Source organism: Yersinia sp. 1652 StPb PI (genome assembly GCF_041538345.1).
In the GTDB taxonomy this organism is placed as follows: Bacteria; Pseudomonadota; Gammaproteobacteria; order Enterobacterales; family Enterobacteriaceae; genus Yersinia; species Yersinia enterocolitica_E.
Map to the genome: position 1 here is coordinate 1,981,274 of NZ_JAULSM010000001.1, position 25,246 is coordinate 2,006,519.

Consider the following 25,246-nt stretch of genomic DNA (forward strand, 5'->3'; position numbering starts at 1 on the left):
GAATGGAGAATACGATGGCAGGATATGAGGTTAATTTTGATGGATTGGTTGGGCTGACACATCACTATGCTGGATTGTCATTTGGTAATGAAGCCTCTACTGCGCATCAAAACAGTATTTCCAACCCTCGCCTGGCTGCGCGGCAGGGGTTGCTGAAAATGAAAGCATTAGCCGATTTAGGTTATAAACAAGGTATTTTGCCACCACAGGAGCGACCAGCCATAGGCGTTTTGCGTCAGTTGGGCTTTAGTGGTTCAGATGAACAAGTATTGAGTGAAGTGGCACGTAAATCCCCACGTCTATTATCTGCGGTAAGTTCCGCATCATCAATGTGGACGGCGAATGCGGCGACGGTATCACCTGCTGCGGATAGCGCGGATGGGCGAGTTCATTTTACTGTGGCCAATTTAAATAACAAATTTCACCGTGCAATTGAGGCTGAAACCACGTCGGCTTTACTCAAAGGGGTTTTTAATAACCATCGTCACTTTGTTCATCACGATGCACTACCTGCTGTGGAATTGTTTGGTGATGAAGGTGCGGCTAATCATAATCGTCTGGGGGGAGAATACGGCTTGCCAGCGGTTCAGGTCTTTGTTTATGGCCGCAACGCACTAGAAAACGGAGTAAACCCTAGCCGATACCCTGCTCGCCAAACGCGAGAGGCCAGCGAAGCGGTGGCTCGACTGCATCAACTGGCACCAGACCGAACTGTTTTTGTGCAACAGAACCCCGCAGTGATCGACCAAGGGGTTTTTCACAATGATGTCATCGCTGTCAGCAATCAGAATGTGTTATTCCATCATCAGCATGCATTCGTCCCTGGCATTCAAGCTATGGATGAGATTCGCCGTAAAATGGGTAGCATTGAACAACAGTTGATCAGTATAGCGGTCCCTGACGCGCAGGTGTCGGTTGCTGATGCAGTATCAAGCTATCTGTTTAACAGCCAGTTATTAAGTAAACCGGATGGTAAAATGTTGTTGGTTATTCCGCAGGAGGCACAAGAAAACCCGTTCGTGTGGCGATATCTGTCGGAATTGATCAATAGCGGTGGTCCGATTGACAGTGTCAAAGTATTCGATTTACGCGAGAGCATGCGTAATGGGGGCGGCCCTGCTTGCTTACGCTTGCGTGTTGCCTTGACCGATACAGAGTTACAAGCTGTTAATAGTCGAGTAATGATGACACCGGCGCTGTTTGTGACGCTGAATAATTGGGTCGACCAACATTATCGTGATCATTTGCAATTTAAAGACTTGGCTGATCCGCAGTTATTACAAGAAGGGCGGCAGGCATTGGATGAATTGACACGGATACTTAATATTGGCTCGGTATATCCGTTCCAGCAGAATTAGAAGGAACGATGATGCTAGATTTCCTGGCGATAACACTCTCGGGCCATCCGCCAGAACCGATCCGTGGCGCGACGCAGAGTATCGAGTGGCAATGGCTCGATGAAGGGATATTGATGTTGACACCTTCTGGCAATTACACCCAGTCAGTGGTGTTATCTGCCGGTATCCACGGAAATGAAACGGCCCCGATTGAGATTTTGAATCAATTGGTGTCAGATTTGTTAGCGGGTGAATTAACGCTGGCCGTCCGTTTGTTAGTCATATTTGGCAATCCAGCGGCGATAAGCGCCGGCAAACGTTTCCTCTCAGCAGATATCAACCGTATGTTTGGCGGGCGACACCGGCGTTATCCGCCAAGTAATGAAACCCGACGGGTTGAAATTATTGAGCAAGCTGTGTCGGCGTTTTTCCGAGCAGAGAGCCAACTGACGCGACAGCATTACGATTTACACACGGCAATTCGCGAATCTCATCATACTCGATTTGGATTGTTGCCTTATCAAACAACACCGTATAGCGCAGTAATGCTACGGTGGTTACAAGATATTCAACTGGATGCATTAGTGATGCATACCTCGGCAGGGGGGACTTTTGCTCATTTTAGTAGTGAGCACTGCCTGGCCGCAAGTTGTACGCTTGAGTTGGGAAAAGCGCTACCATTTGGTGCAAATCAGCTGGCTGAATTTACTCATATAGCCGGTGGATTGCGTTCATTAGTTAGTGGGGAACCATTGCCTGTACAACCCTCAGGAGGAATGGTGTTTTATCGGGTGGTGAAATCACTGCTAAAACAACATCCTGATTTTAAACTGTGGGTTGACAATGATACGGTTAATTTTACTCGTTTTAACCAAGGTACACTGTTGGCGGAGCAATCCGGTGAGTATTACCGTGTTAAACATGAAGATGAGTGGATCTTGTTTCCAAACCCTCAGGTAGCCCTTGGATTACGTGCAGGGATTATGTTGGTGCGAATGGATAAGAGTGAGATACCAACGGTATAAATAAGGCTGTGTTACCAGTACCTCCATAGATAGTTACTTGAGGTAATATCACCACCAGAATTACAACTTAAGCCAAATTTTAAGTGGTATATTGTTTCTAACCTATAGGAAATGAGCTTTTAGCTATGGAAGCTCATTTTTTATGCATTAAATTAAAGTTTTTCTTATTGCGATTTTTATAAAAAATACACTTCCAATGAAAATGCCGATAATTAATAACCAAACAAAGTCATACTTTCTATAACCCTATTAACGCCCCTAATGTTTAATTTTTATGTTATTGCACCAAAGGTGACATGACATTACTCTCTATTTGCACTTTAAATAGTCATCTAATTACTTTAGATATATAAAAAAGTGCATTGGAACTGTGATATTCGATCCATTTCACAAATATGATATCCGAATAGAACAAAAAAGAAACAAACTGAAATGTTTTCGCACCATTTTGGTGCTCATGCACTATTTTGGTTATATGCAATTACCTAAAAATAAAGATAATCAATCAGTTACGAAAGGTTTCATTAAACATATTTTGTTACAATTGATTACCTGTTTATACCTATGTTTCTACAAGTTTACCGTTTTAACTTTTTGTGCTTAATGCTAATGTCTCTTCGCTTTACAAGACAGGTAACTATAAAAAATTAAAAACTCACTTTTATGAGGCTGAAAATTTAATTCAGCCCGATGGGTTTGTTTTATTAAAATTTAAAGGAAAATTAATGATGAAGCGCAGTTTACTGGCCTTGGCGGTCACCTTGAGTATCGTTCCTACTCTTTCAAATGCAGCAGAGATTTATAATAAAGACGGTAATAAGCTGGATCTTTATGGCCGCGTAGCCGCTAAATACCTTTTCTCAAACCATAATAACGCTGATGATACCTATGTGCGTTTCGGTTTTAAGGGTGAGACACAGATTAATAGCCAATTGACCGGTTTCGGCCAGTGGGAATATAACGTAGCCGCTAAAAATGCAGAATCTCAGGGCGACAAAGGCAATAAAACCCGCTTGGGTTTTGCTGGTCTGAAATTTGCTGAGTTTGGCTCTTTCGATTACGGCCGTAACTACGGTGTAGTTTATGATGCGCTGGCCTATACCGATATGCTGCCAGAGTTCGGTGGCGACTCAATCGCTTATACCGACAATTACATGACAGGTCGTTCTACTGGTTTGGCAACTTACCGTAACTCTGACTTCTTCGGCCTGGTTAAAGGTCTGAATGTTGCTGCTCAGTATCAAGGTCGTAATGACGATGGAGATACCACTAAGAATGAGCGCGCAATCCAGAAGGCTAATGGCGACGGTTTTGGTTTGTCTGTTGATTACCAAGACATCGAAGGCAGCGGTATTGGCTTTGCGGGTGCATACTCTTCTTCCAATCGGACCTTAGGCCAAAAAACATTGGCTGACAGTGCGACAGGGGATAAAGCTCAGGCTTGGGCGACTGCGCTGAAATATGATGCAAACCAAGTTTACATCGCAGCAATGTACGGCGAAACGCTGAATATGACGCCATATAAAGCACTGATTGCGAATAAAACCCAGAACGTTGAATTGGTCGCTCAATACCAGTTCGAAAATGGCATTCGCCCGTCCATCGCTTATGTCCAGTCTAAAGGTAAAGAGCTGGCAGTTGTTGGCGATGCAGATTTGCTGAAATATGCTGAAATCGGTGTGACTTACTATATTAACAAAAACATGTTTGCCTATGTTGACTACCAGATTAACTTACTGGATGAAGATAACAATCCACTGGGCCTGGGCACTGATGATACTGTTGCAGTTAACTTGACTTACCGTTTCTAAGTTAACTTAGCAGTAATTATTACCCTTTTCTGTGTCGGAAATAGGTGAATTAAAAAGGCGGGATTTAACCCCGCCTTTTTTACATTTATTACCGACTGAAAACTCAGTGAGTGGAATGTTATGTTTCAGCGTTGATAGTGCTGTTCACCCCATGACAACATGATATGAATTAACTGTTCGAGTAACTGCTGCAAATGCGTGGCTCGCTCAGGTCGGTAGTGATAAGGCTCAGTTTCAGACATATAGTTTAACTGGGATAATTCCAGTTGCACGGCGTGTTGCTGATTCTGGGGCAGACCATATGCCCGAGTTATGTGACCACCTTTAAAGCGCCCATTCAATATATGGCTGAAGGTGGATTGATGTTGACAACATTCAATTAATTGCTTGCTTAATGATGGGTCACAACTGACACCACTATTGGTACCAAAATTCAAATCGGGTAATTGCCCTTCAAATAATCTCGGAATAACTGATGCAATTGAATGTGCATCTAACAGCAATGCATAGCCAAACTGTGCTTTAAGCCGGTCCAATTCGGATTGAAGTTGCTGATGATAAGGACGCCAGATATGTAACAGGTAAGATTGACGCTCCTGCGGCGACGGTGTTTTACCTGAGATAAAACAAGGTCGCCCATCGAACAACGTTTCGGGGAATAAACCAGTTGTTGCTGTGGTATACAGTGGCTGATCATCCTCTGGGCGATTAAGGTCAACGACTAAGCGAGAGTAATTACCTATTAGTAAGCTGGCCCCCATATTTCTGGCAAAATCATAGAGACGAGGAATATGCCAATCAGTATCTGATAAAGGGCGTGCGGCAGCTGTTAGGCCAGCCTCCACCACGGGGGTTAGTCGGGTGCCGGCATGAGGAATGCTGATTAATAAAGGCAGTTTACCGGAGTGAAAACTTAACGGGTCAGTTAGATTCATGGGCGAACCTCTCCTTGGAAAACGACAGTCGCAGACAATTGGCCACCTAGCCAGTAAGCTAATTCGGCCGGGCGGGATAGTGGCCAATGGACCCAATTTGCCAGTTTGCCAATTTCCAATGTGCCTTGAGTCTCTTGCAGACCAAGTGCCTGAGCGGCATAGCATGTGACACCCGCCAACGCTTCTTCCGGTGTCATACGGAATAAGGTGCACGCCATATTGAGCATCAAACGCAAAGAGAGTGCAGGGGAGGTTCCTGGGTTGGCATCGCTGGCCAAGGCCATTGGCACACCATACTGGCGAAACAGTTCAATGGGGGGGCATTGTGTTTCACGTAGCAAGTAATAAGCACCTGGTAGCAATACCGCCACAGTACCCGCATGGCCCATGGCTTGAACATCTGACTCAGTGGCATATTCAAGATGATCGGCCGACAATGCATTAAATTTTGCTGCAAGAGTACTGCCACCAAGTGCCGACAGTTGCTCGGCATGCAGTTTGACCGGCAAACCGACTTTCTGGGCGGCCAAGAATATGCGCTCGACCTGTGCCGGTGAAAATGCCAGGTGTTCACAAAATGCGTCAACGGCATCGGCCAACCCCTCTTCAGCTACCCGAGGAATGACGGTATTACAAACGAAATCAATGTAGTCGTCAGCTCTGCCGGCAAACTCAGGCGGTAAAGCATGTGCTGCCAAACAGGTTGTTTTAACTATAATGGGGAGTAATTCACCCAAACGGCGGGCAACCCGCAGCATTTTTATTTCACTTTCAAGACTAAGGCCATAACCGGATTTTATCTCTATGCAGGTCACGCCCTCGGCAAGAAGAGGTTTCAGCCGAAATAAAGCTTGTTCGAGCAATTGTTCTTCACTGGTATTCCGTGTTGCCCTAACCGTTGAGATAATCCCACCACCATTAGCGGCAATCTCTGCATAGCTGACCCCGTTAAGGCGTTGTTCAAATTCAGCACTGCGATCACCGCCAAAGATGAGATGTGTATGGCAATCAATTAAACCAGGGGTAATCAGGCCACCTTGAAAGACGATCTCACGTGAGGCATGGAGTGCTGGCAACTCTTTGTGTGGCCCAATCCAGACTATTTTACCGCCTGTGACCGCTATTGCTCCTTGCGGTATCAGATGATATTCCCCTCCACACATGGTCACGATATCGGCACCGTACCACAAACTGTCACAGTGAATTACTGACACCATCTCACTCCTTCAAGCTATACCCTTTGTACCCGCCGCCACAGCTCTGCTTACTGATTGAATCACTAGCGTAAGTCAGTGCTCCGAAATTTATTTGTTGCTATAGCGTTAATGATGGCGAGTACACAGCGAAATTAAGTTGTATATACAATCATGGACAACCTAGCGCATAAAGTCACTATCAGCAAGATAGAGATTTAAACAATTGCGTAACACTTCGCAGTTCTCACAGAGAAATAAAATTGATCAGGACGTCACGGTGCCTTGTGGGGTAAAACGACCATAGAGTTGATAGCGTGAGCCTGGATACAGTAATTGCGCCGCAGTGACGACCACTTTTCCATACCAGGTTCTTCGGCGAATCAACAGACAAGGCTCATGCTCATCCAATTGCAGCAGTTGTCGCTCAGTCTGGCTCGGGATCACGGCTTCAACAATATGTTCACCTTCAGTCAGAGGCGCGGCTTGTGTGAGATAGCTGTAAGGAGTTATGTGATTGAAATCCTGCTTCATATAGTCGGGGGCCGTGCTTGGATTAACACAGCGATTTTCGACTTGAACAGGGAAGTCATTCTCATAATGCACAATTTGCGAGTAGAACAACTGTTGACCGGGCAGGATCCCTAACGCTACCGCTTCTTCAGGGGTTGCCGGGCGAGCTTCTAGTTGCAGAATTTTACTGCTGTGGCGATGACCACGAGCGGTTATCTCGTCAGCAATGTTATGAACTTCAAGCAGGGCACTGTGCGCTTTTGCTTCAGCAACAAAAGTTCCCACGCCTTGCATACGAATAAGGAAACCTTCATTGGTTAATTCACGTAACGCACGATTGATAGTCATACGGCTGACCCCCAGCTCAGCAACGAGCTCGCTTTCTGAGGGAACGCGTTGATGGGGCTGCCAGACCTCGCTTCTGATCTGGTGGATAATGGCCAACTTAACCCGTTGATAAATTGGCGCCGGAGTATCGTCCATTGCGGCACTTAATTGTAAGACTTTTTGTTGTTCCGCCACGGCGTTAACCTCGTCAAATAAAAGATTTATATGCTAAGTCTACGGTTGAATTTAGCGTATGTATATGTATATACAAGTGAGTGGTTTAATTAATTGACGCCGCTGCTGCTTAGCGCGTTTGACTCTGAACAAAATATTGGGATATCGCTATGCCAGTTTATTTTACCGAGCGTGCTTTCTTATCGAGTGGATGGGCAGATAACGTACAAATTACTGTTGACGAACAGGGGTATATTCAGCGCATTGTGACCGGCAGCAGTGGTACTGGTTGTCAGGTTTTATCCGGCCCAATAGTGCCAGGCATGCCGAATCTTCACTCCCATGCCTTTCAGCGCATGATGTCTGGATTAGCCGAAATCGCCGGTAACCCACAGGATAGCTTCTGGACTTGGCGAGATCTGATGTATCGACTGGTACAGCAATTAACACCGGAAGATGTTGGTGTGATTGCCCGTCAACTGTATATCGAGATGCTGAAAGGTGGCTATACGCAAGTCGCAGAGTTTCATTATTTACACCACGATCCCGAAGGTAATCCATACAATTGCCTAGGTGAAATGACCGCTCAACTGAGTCAGGCAGCGCAAGAGGCGGGTATCGGGATGACATTGTTACCCGTATTGTACAGCTACGCGGGGTTTGGTGCTCAGCCTGCTCAGCAGGGGCAGCGCCGTTTTATTCAGAGCACCGATAGCTATCTCAAACAGCAGCAGGTCATTAGTAAACAATTGGCTAATCAGCCATTACAAAACCAAGGTTTATGCTTTCATTCTTTGCGCGCCGTAGAGCTCAGCCAAATGCAGGAGATCCTACAAGCTTCGGATAATCAATTACCGGTACATATTCATATTGCTGAGCAGCAAAAGGAGGTTAACGACTGTCTGGATTGGAGTGGGCAGCGCCCCGTGGCATGGCTGTATAACCATTTGCCTGTCGACAGCCGTTGGTGTCTGATTCATGCGACACACCTGGATAAATCCGAGCTTGTTCGTTTGGCAGAAAGTCAGGCTGTGGCAGGATTATGCCCGACTACCGAGGCTAACCTTGGTGATGGTATTTTCCCTGGGGTCGATTATCTGCATTATCAGGGGCGCTGGGGTATTGGTTCAGATAGCCATGTTTCATTGGATGTGGTGGAAGAATTACGTTGGTTAGAATATGGTCAGCGCCTGCGTGATCAACGCCGCAATCGTCTGACGAGTGAGCAATATCCTGCCGTGGCTGATTTGCTTTATAGCCAAGCTTTAGCGGGAGGACGACAGGCTTGTGCCAGCAAAATTAGTCAGTTAACAGAAGGCTACCGCGCTGACTGGTTAGTATTGGATGGCGATGATCCTTATATTGCTGGTACAAAATCGGCATCTTTGTTGAATCGGTGGTTATTTGCGGGGGGCAAATCGCAAATTCGCGATGTTTATGTGGCAGGCAAAGCGGTAATAGTGGATAGATATCATCCAATGCAACAGCAATCTGCACAGGATTTTCTGACGGTATTGAAAGCCTGTCAACAGGAGGTCTGATGAGCTTTACCCTTTTTGATTTTGCCAGCTTACCCGTTAGCCGTTGGCGAAATGGCGGCGGCGAAACCCGTGAAATAGCATGTTGGCCCGTTGGTGGAGATGATTTTGCCTGGCGTGCCAGTATTGCTACTATCGAACAGGATGGCCCGTTTTCAATGTTTTCGGATATCGATCGGTCAATTACGCTGCTATCAGGTGAAGGGGTTGAACTATCCAGCCCAGGCTGGGAGGCACATACTCTTTCCAAGCCGTTGCAGCCGTTTGCTTTCCCCGGTGATATCCCTATTCATGCGCGTTTATTAGGGGGGAGTAGTCAAGACTTTAATATTATGACGCGGCGCGGTTGCTGGCAGGCATCGGTATCGTCGGTGAGTTCGGCACAAAAACTCCCTGTTTCCCATAGTGGGTTGATCTACGTTGTGAAGGGAAACTGGCTTGTTTGCCATACCGAAACACACCAACTTACTGCTTCGCAAGGCTGTTGGTGGTTGCCTGCAATTAAGGGAGGGCAATTACAGCCTCTTACTGCGGATAGCCATTTGCTATGGGTCGATTTATTTCCTTGGCGGTAAAAGGGAATATTTTTTGTAATTTTCATTACAAACCAAAGTGATGCAATTCTTTGGGATTACTTTTTCACATGCAAGACTGCTATAACTGATGCTCACATAGATACTGTGGGCATCACCGCTATACCTTTTACAATTTCCCTCTGCCACACAAACTGCAACTAAGAAGATTTCCTCATTGCCAAGGCATGCGCCTGGTCACTCGATAGTGTTCAAATTACCAGCATTTGTTAGATCCATGTCATAGTTTTGTTATTTGCTCTATACAAAACACACATTTCGGTTGTTTGGTGTTAAAAATTTCAATAATCTTAATTATGAAATAAACATTTAAAAAAAGAGGTGATAGATGGAAGAATAGATAATAAAAAAATAACCAATTGTTTTATATTGATTATTTGTGAATTTCAAGCCGGGAATGGGGCGGTTGCATTCACGGAAGTGCATTGAAGTGCCTAAAATAACTATTTTTATTTTCTGCCGAGTCATGCAGTTGTAAAAAAATATTTTCAATAAGCGGGCGCTGAGATGTTAATGCATTCCACTTTTGAAGGGTATAGTTCATGAAGCTGAAAAAAATTATTATTGCCTCACTCGCTATTTGTCTGTTGCCATTGGGTGCCTATGCTAAAGATCTTAAAATTGGCGTTTCCATGGCTTACTTCGATGATAACTTCCTGACAATATTACGTCAGGCCATGCAAAACAAAATGAAAGAAGAAGGGAATGTCACTGGGCAATTCGAGGATGCAAAAGGGGATATTGCCCAACAAATTCAGCAGGTAGAGAATTTTGTCAGTCAAGGAGTCGATGCCATTATTCTGAATCCGGTAGATACTCAAGGTGTAAAGCCAATGATCAAATTAGCTGAACAGGCGAAGATACCATTGGTTTTTGTGAATCGCCGCCCTGAAATAACGTTACCAGCTGGTATGGCCTATGTGGGATCAGATTCTGAGCTTGCAGGTCGTCTACAGATGGAGGAATTAGCGAAGCTGATGGGGGGGAAAGGCAACGTAATGATCCTGATGGGGGAACTCTCGAGTGAGGCTACTCGTGATAGAACTCGGGGAGTAGAGAAAGTTGCAGCTCAGTATCCAGATATTCATATCATTGATAAGCAAACTGCAAAATTTTTCCGCAAAGAAGCGGTAGACGTTACCACTGATTGGGTTTTGTCTGGGCAACAAATAGATGCCATTGCATCAAATAATGATGAAATGGCCATTGGGGCTATTTTAGCTTTAAAACAAGCGAAGAAAAATGGCGTAGTAATTGGTGGCATTGATGGCACACCCGATGCGCTTGAGTTTATTAAGAAAGGCGATTTGAATGTCAGTATTTTCCAAGATGCTAAAGGTCAAGGAGAAGGCGCTGTAGATACTGCGATTAAATTAACCTCCGGCCAGAAAGTTGAAAGCAGTGTTATGATTCCTTATCAACTCATCACTAAAGATAATTACCAGGACTTTGCTAATAAAAATAAAAAGTGAAAACAACCTTTTCCCCTGGCTAATAGTTAATTATAAAAACACAGGAATAAGTTAACTTTTCAAGTCAAATTTTCATACATGAAAAATCAAATATTCATTAAATATATTTTAATGGATAGGTCGTGCCGTATTTATTGTTATCACTTTTTTGATAAATACGGCACTTACCCACTGAGCGTATTATGATGACCAAGGAGATGATGATATGTATCCTTACATTCTCGAGGCTGAAGGCATCAGTAAGCAATTCCCTGGTGTCAAGGCATTGAATAAAGTGGGCATTAAAATAAAAGCAGGAAGTGTCCATGCATTAATGGGCGAGAATGGTGCAGGAAAATCGACCCTGATGAAATGTTTGATAGGAATATATCATCCTGATGAAGGTTTAATAAAAGTAAAGGGCGAAACGGTTAACTTCAGTGATACATTAGATGCACTCCATGCTGGTATCGCAATGATTCATCAAGAGCTAAATTTAGTCCCGCATATGACGGTGGCAGAAAATATTTGGTTGGGGCGAGAGCCCGTTCATTATGGTTTTGTTAACCACGATTTGCTCAACAGTAAAACCGAGGATTTATTAAAGCATTTAAATATAAAATTGAAACCAGATATGCTGGTTGGTGAATTGAATATTGCCAGCCAACAAATGGTAGAGATTGCTAAGGCTGTTTCTTATGATGCAGATGTTTTAATAATGGATGAGCCGACATCAGCGCTGACCGAAGGTGAGGTTTTTCATCTGTTTGCGATTATTACTGAGTTAAAAGAGCAAGGAAAAGGCATTATCTATATCAGCCATAAAATGGATGAAATATTTGAAATTACTGATGAGGTCAGTGTTTTCCGCGATGGTATGTTTGTTGCCACAGATAAAACGGAAAACCTGACAAAACAGTCATTAATCACCATGATGGTTGGTCGCGAACTTACTCATATGTTCCCAAAATTTAATAATAATATTGGTGAAGAAGTTTTACGAGTTAATGAGTTACGGCGAGATGGGCTATTTCGCAATATCTCATTTTCCGTAAAACGAGGCGAGATATTGGGTGTTGCTGGTTTGGTTGGCGCAGGTCGTAGTGAGGTTATGGAAAGCTTATTTGGTATGCACCCTGCGGACAGTGGTGAAATTTTTATCGAGGGTCTGCCAGTCAATATCGACTCCCCGTCAAAGGCTATTGAACAAGGATTGGCTTTTCTTACCGAAGACCGAAAGAAGTCAGGGTTATTCTTAGTCTTGTCTGTGGTTGAGAATATGAGCATCGTAAATCTTTCTGAGTACATTAATACAAAAGGTTTTGTCAGTCATGGACAAATGGCTAAAGACTGCATGGAGCAGATTAAAAAATTAAACATCAAAACACCTACGATGGATCAAATAATTAATAATTTAAGTGGCGGTAATCAACAAAAGGTGCTCATAGCACGCTGGTTATTAGCTCAACCCAAAATACTTATTCTGGATGAACCCACTCGCGGTATTGACGTTGGGGCAAAATCAGAAATTTATCGTTTAATTAGTGAACTGGCGAACCGTGGTGTAGCCATTATTTTAGTTTCCTCTGAGCTACCTGAAATTCTTGGTATGAGTGATAGAGTTATGGTCATGCACAGCGGACACATCACTGGAATATTAGACAAACAAGATGCTAGTCAAGAAAAGATAATGGCACTGGCCTCAGAATAATTACTGGAAGGTAACGATAATGAGTAATGTTAAATTTGCTAAATCATTAACGGTTGAGTCAACAAAAACACATTCATTCATGTCTGGATTTAAAGGGAAATTACCTAAAGATACCGGTATTTTTATTGTCATGATCGGTATTGCATTGATTTTTGAGTTCCTTGGCTGGTTTATTCGCGACCAATCATTTTTATTGAATCCTAATCGGCTATTATTGATCGTTCTGCAAGTGGCTATTATAGGTATCATTGCCGTCGGGGTGACACAAGTTATTATCACTACCGGCATTGATCTCTCATCCGGCTCTTTAATTGCATTAACGGCTGTTGTCGCGGCGAGTCTGGCACAGACATCAGAAAGTATTTCACCTATGTATCCGCACTTATTGGATTTACCCGCGGCTATCCCTATTATTGCAGGAATAGGGGTCGGGATACTGTGTGGATTTATTAATGGTTTCTTGATAACCCGTACAGGTATTCCTCCCTTTATCGCTACATTAGGAATGATGGTTTCTGCCAGAGGGCTTGCCCAATATTACACTAAAGGCAATCCGGTAAGTTTTCTCTCCGATGATTTTACCGCGATTGGGCAAGGTGCTATGCCCGTTATCATTTTTTTGGTTATTGCGGTGATATTCCATATTGCACTGAAACACACCCGTTATGGTAAATACGTCTATGCCATCGGCGGGAATATGATTTCAGCAAAAGTATCAGGCATTAACGTTAATAAATATCTGGTAACGGTTTATACCATTGCCGGGGGATTAGCTGGCTTGGCGGGCGTGGTTTTGGCCGCCCGGGTGAGTAGCGGGCAATCAAGCATGGGCCAATCTTATGAATTGGATGCGATTGCGGCTGCCGTTATTGGTGGTAGCAGCTTGATGGGTGGGGTCGGTCGCATCACCGGTACAGTAATTGGCGCCGTAATTTTAGGATTGATTAAGAGTGGTTTTACTTTTATTGGTGTGGACTCCTACATTCAGGACATAATCAAAGGCATCATTATTGTCAGTGCCGTCGCCATAGATATGCATCGTAACCGCAAGAAGCGCTAACCTCAGTCGGCGCGATTAAACCAGTAGCACTAACAGCCTATCATTCTGCTGTTGAGTGCTACTGGGGTTTGAGGCCAAATCACGCAGAAAACACACTAACATCGTAGTTATTTTTTATTTCAGATAATTTTTTATAGGATGATATATCAGTATTTACTAATGCATTGGCTTACAGATAGTCACCGTTTAGCGAAAATAATCCAATAAATCAATTAACCTTGTTCTAGAGTATTACAATGCCATTTGTCACTCATGGCGTTGCTTTACTGTCATAAATACGCCTCCACACCCAGCTTAGCATCTTGGCGGTATCACCCGACTCAGGCAATTGGGTAATTTCTGCTGCTGCTGCCCAGTGGCCACCTTCATCTATGCCAGCAATGTCATAGCGGAAAAAATAATCGGGCTCTAACCCCATTCGCAGATCTGCAAGGGTTAGCCGAAGCTCGCCATCCTCACGTCGCTGAGCGTGAGCGGCGATAAACCCATGTGTGAACCACAATAGACGTTTCAACTGCGGTACGGATGTCAACTGCGCCAACGCCTGGTTGTCGCTTTCGTGAAAAGTAAATTGCATCGCTCCCCGATCCGCGACAAGGGACCGGTCACCGAGCCAGTAGCCATCCGGTACCATCACAATCACCCGCCAAACCAGCGTGTTGAACGGAAGCGGTGTAGAAAAACGCGGGGCATTCTGCAAGTTCAGAACAGCCAGGCTTGGCGAGGCTACCCGGTCAACCAGAGATTTGGCGGCAACACTCCAAGCCAGGTAGGCCGAGCTCACGAGCAAGCCTGCTACCAACCAATTGCGTGCCGCCCTGTCTCGGCCTGAGCCACTCGTTTGCTGCTCAGTTTTATGTGGTGAAAGCTGCCAGGCAGCCATAACCCCTATCAGCAACGGCACTGTATACAACGGATCAATGACGAAGATTGTCGCCCACATGACGGGTGGGGTCTTCATGGGCCATAACACCTGCGTACCGTAGACGGTAAAGGCATCCAGCAACGGATGTGTTATCAGGGCCAGCCAGATCGCTAACAGCCACCGCAACGGGGCACCTCGAACCAGCGAACTGCGAGACTTGAGTAAGAGCCAAAGCAGCAATCCCAACAACGTTAGCATCAAGAGTGAATGCGATGGACCACGGTGCCAGGTCACTTCTGTAACCACATCACTGCTGAACACTTTGAACCAGAGCACGTCCAGATCGGGCAAAGTACCAAGTACTCCACCCGCCAGTATTGCCTGGCGTCGATGATGCGGGGGGACGACAAGTGCGGCGACACTGCTGCCAAGAACAATCTGAGTTAATGAGTCCATGGCAAACTCCAACGGCTTGGTTTACTGATCTGTTGGGCATCTTGTGCCTTTATCCATCGGTCATGCAGCCATTGTTCCGTTTTGCGGCGAGCGAGCAGGGTTGCCCATTCCAGATCGCGCTCGAACAGCATCGGTTTCTCATCGCTACCGATGATGACCCAGAACCAACGCCCATCAGCCAGATTGCGTGCCTTGAATTTTAAACCGGTGAGTTGAACGGTCTCGTTACGGCCTGCGTGTGATAAGCGAATAGGTTCATCATGGAGAGTAACAGACGCTCTCCCCAGGCTGGTCAGCAAGTCGGGCGCAGCCTTACGCAAGAACTCTGCCGCAATCTGCTCAGCGCGCTCACGAGGCGGTAACGGTTTTCCCACCAGGTCGAGCGAGATGTTGGCAAAACCCTTGAGTGTGCCATCGGCGGCGATCACCGTACTAAAGTGTTCTCCCTCCAGGAAGGCATTGCGCTCATCGCGTCTCTCGTAACGGCTGAGTGCGGCGGGCTGACCATCCAGAGTGACCGGACGCTGACTGGTTTGATGATGAGTATCTGGGATGCTGATCGGGTTATCTCCAACCGCACCGGAGGCTGTTTGCAACGCGAAAGCAGACAGCGCAGTGGTAAGCCCTAGACTGATGCGGAACACCAGGATCCAACGGTAGGAAGTCAGGACTGAAGAGAGCGAAAAACGGATAGAATTCATGATTTCCTCGTGGATGAAGCAAGCGATGCACTGCCCGCAACGCAGACAGTGGCCAGTAAAAGTGCCACCGCAAGCCCCACCAATAGCGGGACGAAGCCGGGCACCCAGGACAGGATAAATGGACCGATGCTGGCACCGATAAACAGGACAAAACCATTGAGGGCCATGCCCGCGGCGCGGTTAGGTACCGCCAGATCACCAAACTGGGTGATCATTGCCGGGATAGCGAGAGCGACGCCGACCACGAAGACCAGACTCCCAATGGCAATACCAGTCAGCGATTGCGCTAACACAGCCTCTAGGGCCAAGCCCACGGCCGCAATCAGATAACCTGCTCCCGCAACGCCCGGCATCCCGATCCGAGCAGCAAGCGGCCCGACCAGCAACGCCATGAACATCCCTGGCAATCCAACCAGGCGCAGTGCAATGACTGTGGCAGGAGAAAGGTTCAAGCCCGCCAGATGCGGCCCCAACGCCGTATACATCGCAACGAAAGACAGGAGAAGTGTGATGTGTGCAAATGACAGCAGCAGAATGGCAGGCCGCACGGCAATCTTGCCCAATGCCACGAAACGATGGCCCAGATGACCCTCAACGATAGTGCGTGCCGGTTCCTTTATCATCAACGCAATTAATGGAAGCATGACCACAAGACCGCCTCCTGTGATCAGAAATACCCAGAACCAATCCCATCGTAACGCCACCCAGGCCGCGAACACTTGCCCAAGGATGCCCGCCACGAGGAAAGACGTAGACATGGCCCCGATGGCGGTTGCTCGGTGACGTGTCGGCACCGCTTCCGCAAGATAGGCCAGTGCTACGGGGGCAAAACTGGACGCAGCCAGCCCCTGTAACATCCGAAGTCCCGCCAACCATGGCAGCGAAGGCACGAAGGCGCAGGCAAGTGTGGCAATCGACAGGGCGCTCAGCCCCATCAGCATCACTGGCCGACGACCATACTGATCCGATAACGGCCCCCAGAGCAGGAACCCGCCAGCATAGGCCAGGCTGAAACAAGTGGCCAGCGCGAACGAGACGGCCCCCGGTGTTGCCGGACTGAAAGAGTGACCGACGTACGTCAGCAAAGGGATTGCCAGGTAAAGCTGGGTCAGCACCAACAGGGCGACCGCGACCAGTAGCGTGACACCCGGCCCACTCGCGTAATGAGCTGGCCCGAGGTGAGGGGGCTTGCTGAAGGCCTCATCAGCCAAGCCTGAGACTTGCGTATTTTCAGCCATGGAACCCTGCTTCCGATATCGGTACAGCACCCCCAACGATGACGGAATGTACCTGACGTGCAGTATGCAGTTCCCAGAATTGGTCAGCGATGTCCATTGGTGCGACGGTATCACTTTTACCCACACCGCCCGGTGTTCCGTCAACGAAGCCGTTGACGATCACCTCACCGACATGAATGTCATGTGACGCGAGGGTATGCGCCAGAATATGGGTCGTTTTACGTTGAGCTGCAACGCTGATGGCAATCGCAGCATAATCGATGGCGAACGCATTGATTTGTGGGTCATCGAGCGCCATGACGCCGCTGGTAACCAGTACGGTACCTTTTGATGCCGCAAGGTCGTTCATGCTCTCTTGTACGGCAGTGATGTAGCCAACAACGCGGAGATCGAAACTCTTGCTCAGATCTGCGGGCTGAGTGGACAGCAGGTCACCTTCGATATCGAGAAAAACGTTCCAGTGCAGGATACCTATAGGCCCCATTATCTCATGCACGTTCGTGACGGCATGTCGAATCGCTTTAATATCGCTCAGATCGGCTGGGAAAGCGCGAGCCTGGATGCCTTCGGCGGTCAATTCCGTTACCGCATCAGCGAGACGCTGAGCATTGCGCGCAATCAAGGCTACGGGATGACCCGCCTTACCAAAACGGCGAGCGACTGCATGGGAAATACCCGGGCCATATCCACAGATGAGGATGGTGTTTTTCATAGTTCAGACTCCGATTATAAAGTAAAATTACAACTCCAACGTTTTAGTTGGAAATAACTATAGTATGATTACGTGATAGCAACAACCCATAAATGAGAGAGAAGAAAAATGGCTTGGGATACTGAAGGGACGAAACGCAAAATTCTGGACGCGGCGATGACCGAATTCGCCCGACTCGGACCCGATGGCACTACCCTTGAGCGGGTTGCCAAGTTGGCCGGGGTAAACAAGGAGCGTGTTTATAATTACTTTGGCGATAAGCGAGCGCTGTTCTCAGCCGTATTACGTAGTGAGTTGGCCAAGGTGGCATCGGCGTTGCCCATTACATCCTTTGCGGTTGAAGATATTGGCGATTACGCTGGCCGTGCTTACGATTATCACCTCGACAATCCTGAACTGAGTCGGCTCATGCGCTGGGAAGGGTTGATATTCAGTGATGAGGTGCCGGACGAAGAACAGCGACGCGAATACTATGGATACAAGATTCAGGCCGTGAGCGATGGGCAGCGCGAGGGAATAGTTACCCAAGCCATTGGGGCAGATCATCTGGCTTTTTTGGTGTTAGCCTTGGCCGGATGGTGGTCTGCCGTTCCACAGGTCGCGCGCATGTTAACGGGACCAGATAGCGCAGAAGAACATGCCAGACGGAGATCCTCTGTCATAGAAGCTGCCCGACGTCTGGCGTCTGCCCCATAAAGTTATTCGACCGCTAGCTTTTGCGTACTGTCGACGAACTCAGAAAGAACTAGAGGCAATGTAAGCCTAAATAGCGGCCTTAACTTTCTTCTCTAAACGGAAATCAGGGGTTCTCGACATCCCGGTTTTGCCATAACCCGCTTTTTTGTTAATAAAAATAATAGTCATGTCTGATTTCATTTGTGGTTTTCGCCCTGACTTAATTTTGGTAGTCATTGCAGCGGCACAACCGCCATTTGCCTTCTCCAGGATAGGTCGATGCTCGGCCTCAGCGACGGCAGCTAATATCTGGTGGCCTACTGTGCAAGCGTCTATTGATTAGCATATATGTAATAGTATAACATTACACTTGTGCTATTCAACAAGGAGCTATTGATGTCTAAAAAATATAACTACCTATCCATAATTGCATTGAGTGTTTGTGTTTCATTGATCAGTTTTAAATCATTTGCGCACGGTAAACATAGCCAATCACATGAGCACCATCAATCGGATGCTGCACGCACGGCAAGTGAAGGTATCTTTGCAGACAAAGATGTTAAGGATAGGGGGCTGAGTGATTGGGATGGGGTCTGGCAATCGGTTAATCCCTATCTATTAAAAGGGGATCTGGATTCGGTACTCGTTAATAAAGCGAAAAAAAATAAAGATAAAACGGTTACAGAATACCGAGAGTATTACCGCCGGGGCTACCATACTGATATCACTATGATTGGTATAGAGAATAACACTATTGATTTTCACACCTCAGATGCCGTTAATTCATGTAAGTATAGCTACTCTGGCTTTAAAATAATGCACTATGACTCTGGGAAGAAGGGAGTACGCTATTTATTCGAATGTAAAGATGCTAACTCACAAGCACCAAAATTTGTCCAATTCAGTGACCATATAATAGAACCACAAAAATCCCATCATTTTCATATTTACACGAGCAATGAGTCGCATGAAGCATTGCTTAAAGAAATGGATAACTGGCCAACGTTTTATCCAATCACATTAGGCAAAGATGAAATAGTTCACGAGATGTTGCATCACTAAAGTTAGTGTTGGCGATTATTTCCAGTAAGAGAAGACCATGCATCCGCATGGTCTTTTTGTCTGTTATTCAAGCGAGCATTTGGGTCGGTAGGCCAAACATTGACCCATTTGATTTTGTATTCGTCGCAGATGAGTGACGCACACAGCTACATACACCCGCAATTTTTATGGTTATCCGGTAGGATGCATAGCGACTAAATCTCAAAATGTGATATTTATAAAACATCTTTTCATTAAAATTGAAATTTTGTTTTTAGAGTGCTATGTTCTGCACAGTCAAGTCTAACTATCACACCCAATGGGCCACAGCTCATTGGCGCAAAGGAGAGAACATAATGAAAATTGCACTGATGATGGAAAACAGTCAGGCAACTAAAAACGCCATAATTCTGAAAGAGCTGGATGCTGTAGCCTCGGAAAAAGCGTACCAGGTATACAACGTGGGCATGAGTGATGAAAACGACCATCACCTGACTTATATTCATCTGGGGATCATGGCCAGCATTCTGCTCAATTCTAAAGCAGTGGATTTTGTGGTTACTGGCTGTGGTACAGGCCAAGGCGCAATGATGTCATTAAACATCCATCCAGGTGTTGTATGTGGATATTGCATCGATCCTGCTGACGCTTTCCTGTTTGCTCAGATCAATAACGGTAATGCATTGTCACTGCCATTCGCCAAAGGTTTTGGCTGGGGTGCTGAATTAAATGTGCGTTATATCTTTGAAAAAGCGTTTACTGGCGTGAAGGGGGAAGGTTACCCGCTGGATCGTAAAGAGCCGCAGGTACGTAATGCGGGTATTTTGAACCAAGTGAAAGCTGCGGTAGTGAAAGAAAACTATCTCGATACACTGCGCTCTATTGACCGTGAATTAGTGAAAACCGCAGTAAGCGGTGCACGTTTCCAGCAGTGCTTCTTTGATAACTGCCAAGTTGAAGAGATTAAAGCTTTCGTGAAAGAAGTACTGGCGTAACGATAGCCTCAAGTGCTGAAGAATAAAACAAGGCTCCTGAACAGGAGCCTTTTGCTTATTTGATACCGCTAAAACACTTAACGACTACTTACACCGTGGTCTGCTAACACTTAGGCGCTGCCCCTTGTGGTGGCAGATAGCGTAGTGGATCAAGTGCGGTTGCTCGGTAACGGATTTGGAAATGCAACATTATCGTGTCTGTTCCGGTGCTGCCCATGGTGGCTATTTTTTGCCCCGCTTTTACATCTTGAGCAATATTCACTAGCATGGTGTCGTTATGGGCATAAGCGGTGATGAAATCCTCACCGTGTTTAATCATTATCAGGTTGCCATAACCACGTAACTGATTCCCGACATACACAACTCGCCCTTTGGCCGACGCGTAGATTGGTTGCCCACGTTTAGCCGTAATATCAATGCCTTTATTACCACCGTCGGCGGTGGAGTAGCGCGATATTATTTGGCCATTAGTCGGCCAGCGCCAGCATCGATTCGCACCCGGTGGTGGTGTCGATGCAGCGAGTACAGTATTTGAGGATTTACGCTTCGTTGATGTTAGCCGCCCGGACGCAGCAGCACCGCTGAGCTGAAGTTTTTGCCCAACCTCAAGTCTATAGGGGTGGCGGAGCCTGTTGATGCGGGCAAGGTCACTCACTTCGCTATCACTGATCCATGCAATAAAATAAAGTGTGTCACCTGACTTAACAGTATACGATTTATCGTTATAACTGCCTTTTGGCAGTTTGGTGTAGTCACGATTGGATTTGTTTGAGCACCCAGCCAATAGCAAGACAACCATTGCGTATACCGCCAACCATGGCCACCACTGAATTCTACTTTTAGTGTTCAAAACTTTTCCTTTATCGCCGTGATATCAAACTCCCTCAGCCAACTATATTAACATTTGAACTATAAGGTTCAAAAGCCTGTGTAAGATTATCGTTTAGGATTGGTGGTAATTGGCAGACTAAAATGGCTCACAATTTCTTGTGAGCCGGGGGAAACCCATAGAATTGTGTGGATTAGTGGCTTCTTACGTATTACCGCTTTCCAATGGAGTGCAGCACTCTGGCAGAGAGTCGCCTTTGCTGTTTACGGTTTACTAGCCATGATAATGATGGGCTGAAAAGCATGTAATATTTATAACTATTAATATTACATTCCTATTTATGTATTTGCTATGAATTATCTGTTTGTTATTAAATTAACTTTATTCAATAACTATTAATATATCTATAAATCAAAATGTTTTTTTAATTGGCTTTTGTTAAGCTACTTTTTGCAATGTTAACGAACAATGCGAGAAATATACTGACTTTCTGTGTTGCTTGTCTGGAGTGTTTATTCTAGATTTAAACTGAAAATAATATAAGGCATGGCGGTTGATTTGTATTTAATTATTAGTTGGCTTGCTTTTATTCTTTGTGAAAACTATGGTGATAAATTTAAACTAAATAAATAGGGTGTTTATTATGTCAGATAATATGTACTGTTTGTTTTTAGATTCTCGCTTTGGATCATTACTAATGAGTTACTCAATTGATAAAAAACAAATTCCGCTTCAATCACATCTAATAGATTGTTTTTAATTACCTTTTAATAATCTAATTATGAGGTGAGTTTATGCAGAACAATAACGTATCAATCAAACGCAGCCCGTCAATAAAAAAACTGGGCATTATGACGCTGGTGGTCATGAATATTGTGGCAGTGGTCAGTCTAAGAGGGTTGCCTACCGAAGCGGAGTATGGATTAAGTTCTATTTTTTACTATCTGTTTGCTGCGGTATTCTTCTTGATCCCGGTCTGTTTGGTGGCGGCTGAATTGGCAACCGGTTGGCCGGAAAAAGGCGGAGTATTTCGCTGGGTAGGCGAGGCTTTTGGCCCGCGCTGGGCATTTTTAGCCATGTTTATGCTGTGGACTGAGGTGACGGTATGGTTCCCTACTGTCCTGACGTTCGGTGCGGTTTCATTAGCTTTTATTGGCCCCGACCAGCCATGGGATCAAGCACTCTCGGCCAATAAATTCTTTGTGCTCGGGATGGTGTTGTGTATTTATTGGTTTGCGACCTTTATTGCCTTTAAAGGGGCGGAAACCTTTGCCAGGGTCTCAAAATGGGGGGGATTGATAGGCACCATCATTCCGGTAATTATCCTGATAATATTAGGTTTTTCATATTTGATTGGTGGAGGTACCTCGCAAATAGAGTTGTCATGGGATAACGTTGTTCCTGACTTTTCTAATTTCGATAATGTGGTTTTAGCCGCCAGTATCTTCCTGTTTTATGCTGGGATGGAGATGAATGCCATCCATGTCAAAGATGTAGAAAACCCGCAGAGAAACTATCCCATCGCTATTATGTTGGCTGCTTTAGGGACTGTACTTATTTTTGTCTTGGGCACGTTAGCCATAGCTTTTGTGATCCCCGAGTCTGATATCAATCTGACACAAAGTTTGTTAGTGACATATTACGACTTATTTAAGTGGGCCGGTATCGAATGGTTAGGGCCGATAGTGGCATGCTGTCTGGCTGTGGGGGTATTAGCAGGTGTAGTGACATGGGTTGCCGGGCCTTCATCCGGGTTATTGGAAGTGGCTAAGGCCGGATACTTACCGCGCTGGTGGCAGAGTATCAATAAAAATGGCATGGCGACGCATATCCTATGTGTTCAAGCACTTATTGTCACCTTGCTATCTATCTTGTTCGTGGTACTTCCCTCAGTTCAATCGGCCTACCAGATATTGAGCCAATTGACCGTCATCCTGTATCTCATTATGTACATGTTGATGTTCAGTGCGGCTATCTACCTGCGCTTTAGTCAACCAAACCGACCACGGTCTTATTGTATACCTGGCGGTAATGCAGGGATATGGATTATTGGTGGTACAGGGCTACTGGGTTCGTGTATTGCTTTCATCTTTAGCTTCATTCCACCTAGCCAAATTGCGGTGGGTAGCCCCAAGGAATATGTCGCTATTTTGATCGCATTAGCCTTGTTCTTCTGCATGGTACCTTTGGTGATTTATGCACTGCGCAAACCTCATTGGCGTGATGAAAACTGTGATTTTGCCCCTTTTACCTGGGAGCGAGACCGTGGGCATCCCGGAATCCCGACCACCAGTGCCATTCATACCAGCGATACAGTAGCAAACAGGTAATACCCATAAATTGGCTGAACATAAAATCTTAATGAAAAGCCCTGAGGGGCTTTTCATACATAAGCATCTGCAAACTGTTAATTACCACATCAAATCATCGGGCACTTTGAAATCGGCATACGGATCTTCTCCATCTTGCTCTTCCTGACTAAGCGCACTATTTAATACAATACTGTTCGCATCTCGCTGCGCAATTTTATCGGCTACGCTCGCGGGGATAATAGCGTATTCACTCTCGCCACTGTTTTCAACAACCAGACGAGCAATGGCGAGACGACCACTAATCAGCTGAGCTTGAGTGAGCTTATCCACAACTATTTTTTTAATTAAATTATTATCTGTGAAGTTAAAACCAATATTGCCTTTTGAAATATCGATTCTGTTCATTTCAATGAGCTGTTTCACCTGAGCTTTATACTCTTTAGATAAAGCCGCTTGTTTTTGTTGTTCGCTTAGCTGTTTATCACGCTCAAGTTGTTCTTTTTTATTTTCATCCACAGCCTCTCTTGCCTCACGAGCCTGAGCTCGTGATTTCTTAGCTGTTCTTTGGACTTTGGCCATTTTTTTGCTGGTTACTAATCCAGCTTTTAGCATCTGCTCTTGTAAGGTGAGTTTTGTCATCTTCGGTCCTAAACCAGTTGAATAATTTGTGGGATTATACCTGTAATTTTTGAGTCTGTTCCAGGTTGCAGGACCTGATCACGGTATTACTTGAGTTTGGAGGGGGTTATCAGAGGCTGGTGGGGCCTGTTCTCAGGATTCGCCAGTCGGTTTAAAATTCGGTATCATCCGCTCCCACTCTTCATCCGGGTAGCCTGATGTCTAAGATAATCGATACCTTTATTGCCCCGCCGTGTCATGACAAGATAGAGACTCTCTATCAGGACGATCACCTGGTACTTATCAATAAACCTGCTGGGCTGCTTAGTCTCTCGGGGAAAAATCCGCAAAATCTGGATTCGGTGCATCATCGGTTAGTACAGATATTCCCCGGCTGTACCCTGGTTCATCGCCTGGATTTTGGTACTTCCGGGCTGATGGTGATTGCCCGCAATAAGGCTATAAATGCCGCGCTCTGTCAACAGTTCAGCCAGCGTACAGTGACCAAAGTGTACAGCACACTGCTCTGCGGACATCTGGACAACAACGAAGGGATGATAGACGCAGCGATTGCCAAAGACCCGGCACTGTTCCCGCTGATGTCGATTTGCCCAATCCACGGCAAACCGGCTCGCTCCTACTATCGGGTCGTGGAGCGCTTTTATCATGAGTTGGAAGATGGGACGTTACTGCCATTAACGCGGGTACAGCTAACCCCGGAAACCGGGCGTACTCATCAACTCCGCATCCACTGTCAGCAGTTGGGCCATCCCATTTTGGGCTGTGACCTGTATGGCGGTCGCCTGCTGCCAGGTACCGAACAGACTCCACGGCTGATGCTGCACGCCAGTGAGTTGCATTTTGTTCATCCCATCAGTGAAGAGTGGGTCAAAGCCCATAATACCAGCCCGTTCTGAAAGCAAAAGTATCTATTACGATGCCACCCGGAGTATCCCCGATCTTATTTAAACGGGTATTACCTGTTGTTCTGGTCACAGGTGGGCTGAAAGTATCGCTCCACGTGATGTAATTCGTTATAGCGATGCTGGTTTTGCTAAAGTTCACCAACCTGTTATCTGGTAACTCTCGACTCGATGGGTTATAAAAATTATCTAAATATCGTTAAATTCGGGTCC

The 25,246-nt window shown here is 45.9% G+C and carries 22 protein-coding genes; 13 read left to right on the plus strand and 9 right to left on the minus strand.

Annotated elements, in window-relative coordinates; genetic code table 11:
* The first annotated feature begins 14 nt into the window (after positions 1 to 14).
* From astB to Q2T71_RS09145, 3 genes are all read left to right on the plus strand, one after another.
* Complete coding sequence (astB, locus tag Q2T71_RS09135) at positions 15 to 1,358, plus strand: N-succinylarginine dihydrolase (protein WP_372558862.1); 1,344 nt, start codon at positions 15 to 17, stop codon at positions 1,356 to 1,358.
* An 11-nt stretch (positions 1,359 to 1,369) separates the two neighbouring features.
* Positions 1,370 to 2,362: a succinylglutamate desuccinylase gene (gene astE, locus Q2T71_RS09140; RefSeq protein ID WP_372559890.1), complete on the plus strand. Its 993-nt coding sequence runs from the start codon at positions 1,370 to 1,372 to the stop codon at positions 2,360 to 2,362.
* A 725-nt stretch (positions 2,363 to 3,087) separates the two neighbouring features.
* Positions 3,088 to 4,173 carry a porin gene (locus Q2T71_RS09145; protein WP_083159048.1) on the plus strand — a complete coding sequence of 362 codons (1,086 nt, stop codon included), beginning with the start codon at positions 3,088 to 3,090 and terminating at the stop codon, positions 4,171 to 4,173.
* A 125-nt stretch (positions 4,174 to 4,298) separates the two neighbouring features.
* Here the strand turns inward: Q2T71_RS09145 and hutG are convergent, their stop codons facing one another.
* The 3 genes from hutG to hutC form a co-directional block, all read right to left on the minus strand.
* Entirely contained in the window at positions 4,299 to 5,108 is an 810-nt protein-coding gene (gene hutG, locus Q2T71_RS09150; RefSeq protein WP_372558863.1) for an N-formylglutamate deformylase, read from the minus strand.
* A complete protein-coding gene (hutI, locus tag Q2T71_RS09155) occupies positions 5,105 to 6,325 on the minus strand; it encodes an imidazolonepropionase (RefSeq protein WP_372558864.1) in 1,221 nt (406 codons plus the stop codon). Before hutI ends, hutG begins: the two co-directional genes overlap by 4 nt.
* Before the next feature lie 243 nt (positions 6,326 to 6,568).
* Complete coding sequence (hutC, locus tag Q2T71_RS09160) at positions 6,569 to 7,336, minus strand: histidine utilization repressor (RefSeq protein WP_083159045.1); 768 nt, start codon at positions 7,334 to 7,336, stop codon at positions 6,569 to 6,571.
* 149 nt (positions 7,337 to 7,485) lie between these two features.
* Here hutC and Q2T71_RS09165 point away from each other — a divergent pair, with 149 nt between their 5' ends.
* From Q2T71_RS09165 to Q2T71_RS09185, 5 genes are all read left to right on the plus strand, one after another.
* Complete coding sequence (locus Q2T71_RS09165; protein ID WP_372558865.1) at positions 7,486 to 8,856, plus strand: formimidoylglutamate deiminase; 1,371 nt, start codon at positions 7,486 to 7,488, stop codon at positions 8,854 to 8,856.
* Positions 8,856 to 9,428: a HutD family protein gene (locus tag Q2T71_RS09170; protein WP_083159043.1), complete on the plus strand. Its 573-nt coding sequence runs from the start codon at positions 8,856 to 8,858 to the stop codon at positions 9,426 to 9,428. The genes Q2T71_RS09165 and Q2T71_RS09170 overlap by 1 nt, the downstream gene beginning before the upstream one ends.
* Before the next feature lie 560 nt (positions 9,429 to 9,988).
* Positions 9,989 to 10,918, plus strand: a complete 930-nt coding sequence (locus Q2T71_RS09175) for a sugar ABC transporter substrate-binding protein (RefSeq protein WP_372558866.1) — start codon at positions 9,989 to 9,991, stop codon at positions 10,916 to 10,918.
* Between the two features lie 205 nt (positions 10,919 to 11,123).
* Positions 11,124 to 12,608, plus strand: a complete 1,485-nt coding sequence (locus Q2T71_RS09180) for a sugar ABC transporter ATP-binding protein (protein WP_372558867.1) — start codon at positions 11,124 to 11,126, stop codon at positions 12,606 to 12,608.
* 19 nt (positions 12,609 to 12,627) lie between these two features.
* Entirely contained in the window at positions 12,628 to 13,668 is a 1,041-nt protein-coding gene (locus Q2T71_RS09185; RefSeq protein ID WP_372558868.1) for an ABC transporter permease, read from the plus strand.
* Between the two features lie 250 nt (positions 13,669 to 13,918).
* Here Q2T71_RS09185 and Q2T71_RS09190 read toward each other — a convergent pair whose 3' ends face one another.
* The 4 genes from Q2T71_RS09190 to Q2T71_RS09205 are packed head-to-tail and all read right to left on the minus strand — an operon-like array spanning position 13,919 to position 17,640.
* Positions 13,919 to 14,989: a metal-dependent hydrolase gene (locus Q2T71_RS09190; RefSeq protein WP_372558869.1), complete on the minus strand. Its 1,071-nt coding sequence runs from the start codon at positions 14,987 to 14,989 to the stop codon at positions 13,919 to 13,921.
* On the minus strand, positions 14,977 to 15,690 hold the full coding sequence (locus Q2T71_RS09195) for a hypothetical protein (protein WP_372558870.1): 714 nt from the start codon (positions 15,688 to 15,690) through the stop codon (positions 14,977 to 14,979). Before Q2T71_RS09195 ends, Q2T71_RS09190 begins: the two co-directional genes overlap by 13 nt.
* A complete protein-coding gene (locus tag Q2T71_RS09200) occupies positions 15,687 to 16,928 on the minus strand; it encodes an MFS transporter (RefSeq protein ID WP_372558871.1) in 1,242 nt (413 codons plus the stop codon). Before Q2T71_RS09200 ends, Q2T71_RS09195 begins: the two co-directional genes overlap by 4 nt.
* Positions 16,921 to 17,640 carry an SDR family NAD(P)-dependent oxidoreductase gene (locus Q2T71_RS09205; protein ID WP_372558872.1) on the minus strand — a complete coding sequence of 240 codons (720 nt, stop codon included), beginning with the start codon at positions 17,638 to 17,640 and terminating at the stop codon, positions 16,921 to 16,923. The genes Q2T71_RS09200 and Q2T71_RS09205 overlap by 8 nt, the downstream gene beginning before the upstream one ends.
* Positions 17,641 to 17,748: 108 nt before the next feature.
* Between Q2T71_RS09205 and Q2T71_RS09210 the strand changes: the two genes are divergently transcribed.
* The 3 genes from Q2T71_RS09210 to Q2T71_RS09220 all read left to right on the plus strand — a co-directional run bounded on the left by Q2T71_RS09210 (position 17,749) and on the right by Q2T71_RS09220 (position 20,351).
* Positions 17,749 to 18,336: a TetR family transcriptional regulator gene (locus Q2T71_RS09210; RefSeq protein ID WP_042569675.1), complete on the plus strand. Its 588-nt coding sequence runs from the start codon at positions 17,749 to 17,751 to the stop codon at positions 18,334 to 18,336.
* 375 nt (positions 18,337 to 18,711) lie between these two features.
* A complete protein-coding gene (gene zinT, locus Q2T71_RS09215; RefSeq protein WP_372558873.1) occupies positions 18,712 to 19,377 on the plus strand; it encodes a metal-binding protein ZinT in 666 nt (221 codons plus the stop codon).
* Positions 19,378 to 19,712: 335 nt separating this feature from the next.
* Complete coding sequence (locus Q2T71_RS09220) at positions 19,713 to 20,351, plus strand: RpiB/LacA/LacB family sugar-phosphate isomerase (protein WP_372558874.1); 639 nt, start codon at positions 19,713 to 19,715, stop codon at positions 20,349 to 20,351.
* A 103-nt stretch (positions 20,352 to 20,454) separates the two neighbouring features.
* Here the strand turns inward: Q2T71_RS09220 and actS are convergent, their stop codons facing one another.
* Positions 20,455 to 21,183 carry an amidase activator ActS gene (actS, locus tag Q2T71_RS09225; protein WP_372559891.1) on the minus strand — a complete coding sequence of 243 codons (729 nt, stop codon included), beginning with the start codon at positions 21,181 to 21,183 and terminating at the stop codon, positions 20,455 to 20,457.
* 791 nt (positions 21,184 to 21,974) lie between these two features.
* Between actS and gadC the strand changes: the two genes are divergently transcribed.
* Complete coding sequence (gene gadC, locus Q2T71_RS09230) at positions 21,975 to 23,510, plus strand: putative glutamine/gamma-aminobutyrate antiporter GadC (RefSeq protein ID WP_372558875.1); 1,536 nt, start codon at positions 21,975 to 21,977, stop codon at positions 23,508 to 23,510.
* A gap of 81 nt (positions 23,511 to 23,591) precedes the next feature.
* Here gadC and Q2T71_RS09235 read toward each other — a convergent pair whose 3' ends face one another.
* Positions 23,592 to 24,131, minus strand: a complete 540-nt coding sequence (locus Q2T71_RS09235; protein WP_083159033.1) for a DUF2058 domain-containing protein — start codon at positions 24,129 to 24,131, stop codon at positions 23,592 to 23,594.
* Between the two features lie 197 nt (positions 24,132 to 24,328).
* On the opposite strand from Q2T71_RS09235, the gene Q2T71_RS09240 reads away from it, so the two are divergent.
* Entirely contained in the window at positions 24,329 to 25,027 is a 699-nt protein-coding gene (locus Q2T71_RS09240; RefSeq protein WP_372558877.1) for an RluA family pseudouridine synthase, read from the plus strand.
* Positions 25,028 to 25,246: the final 219 nt, after the last annotated feature.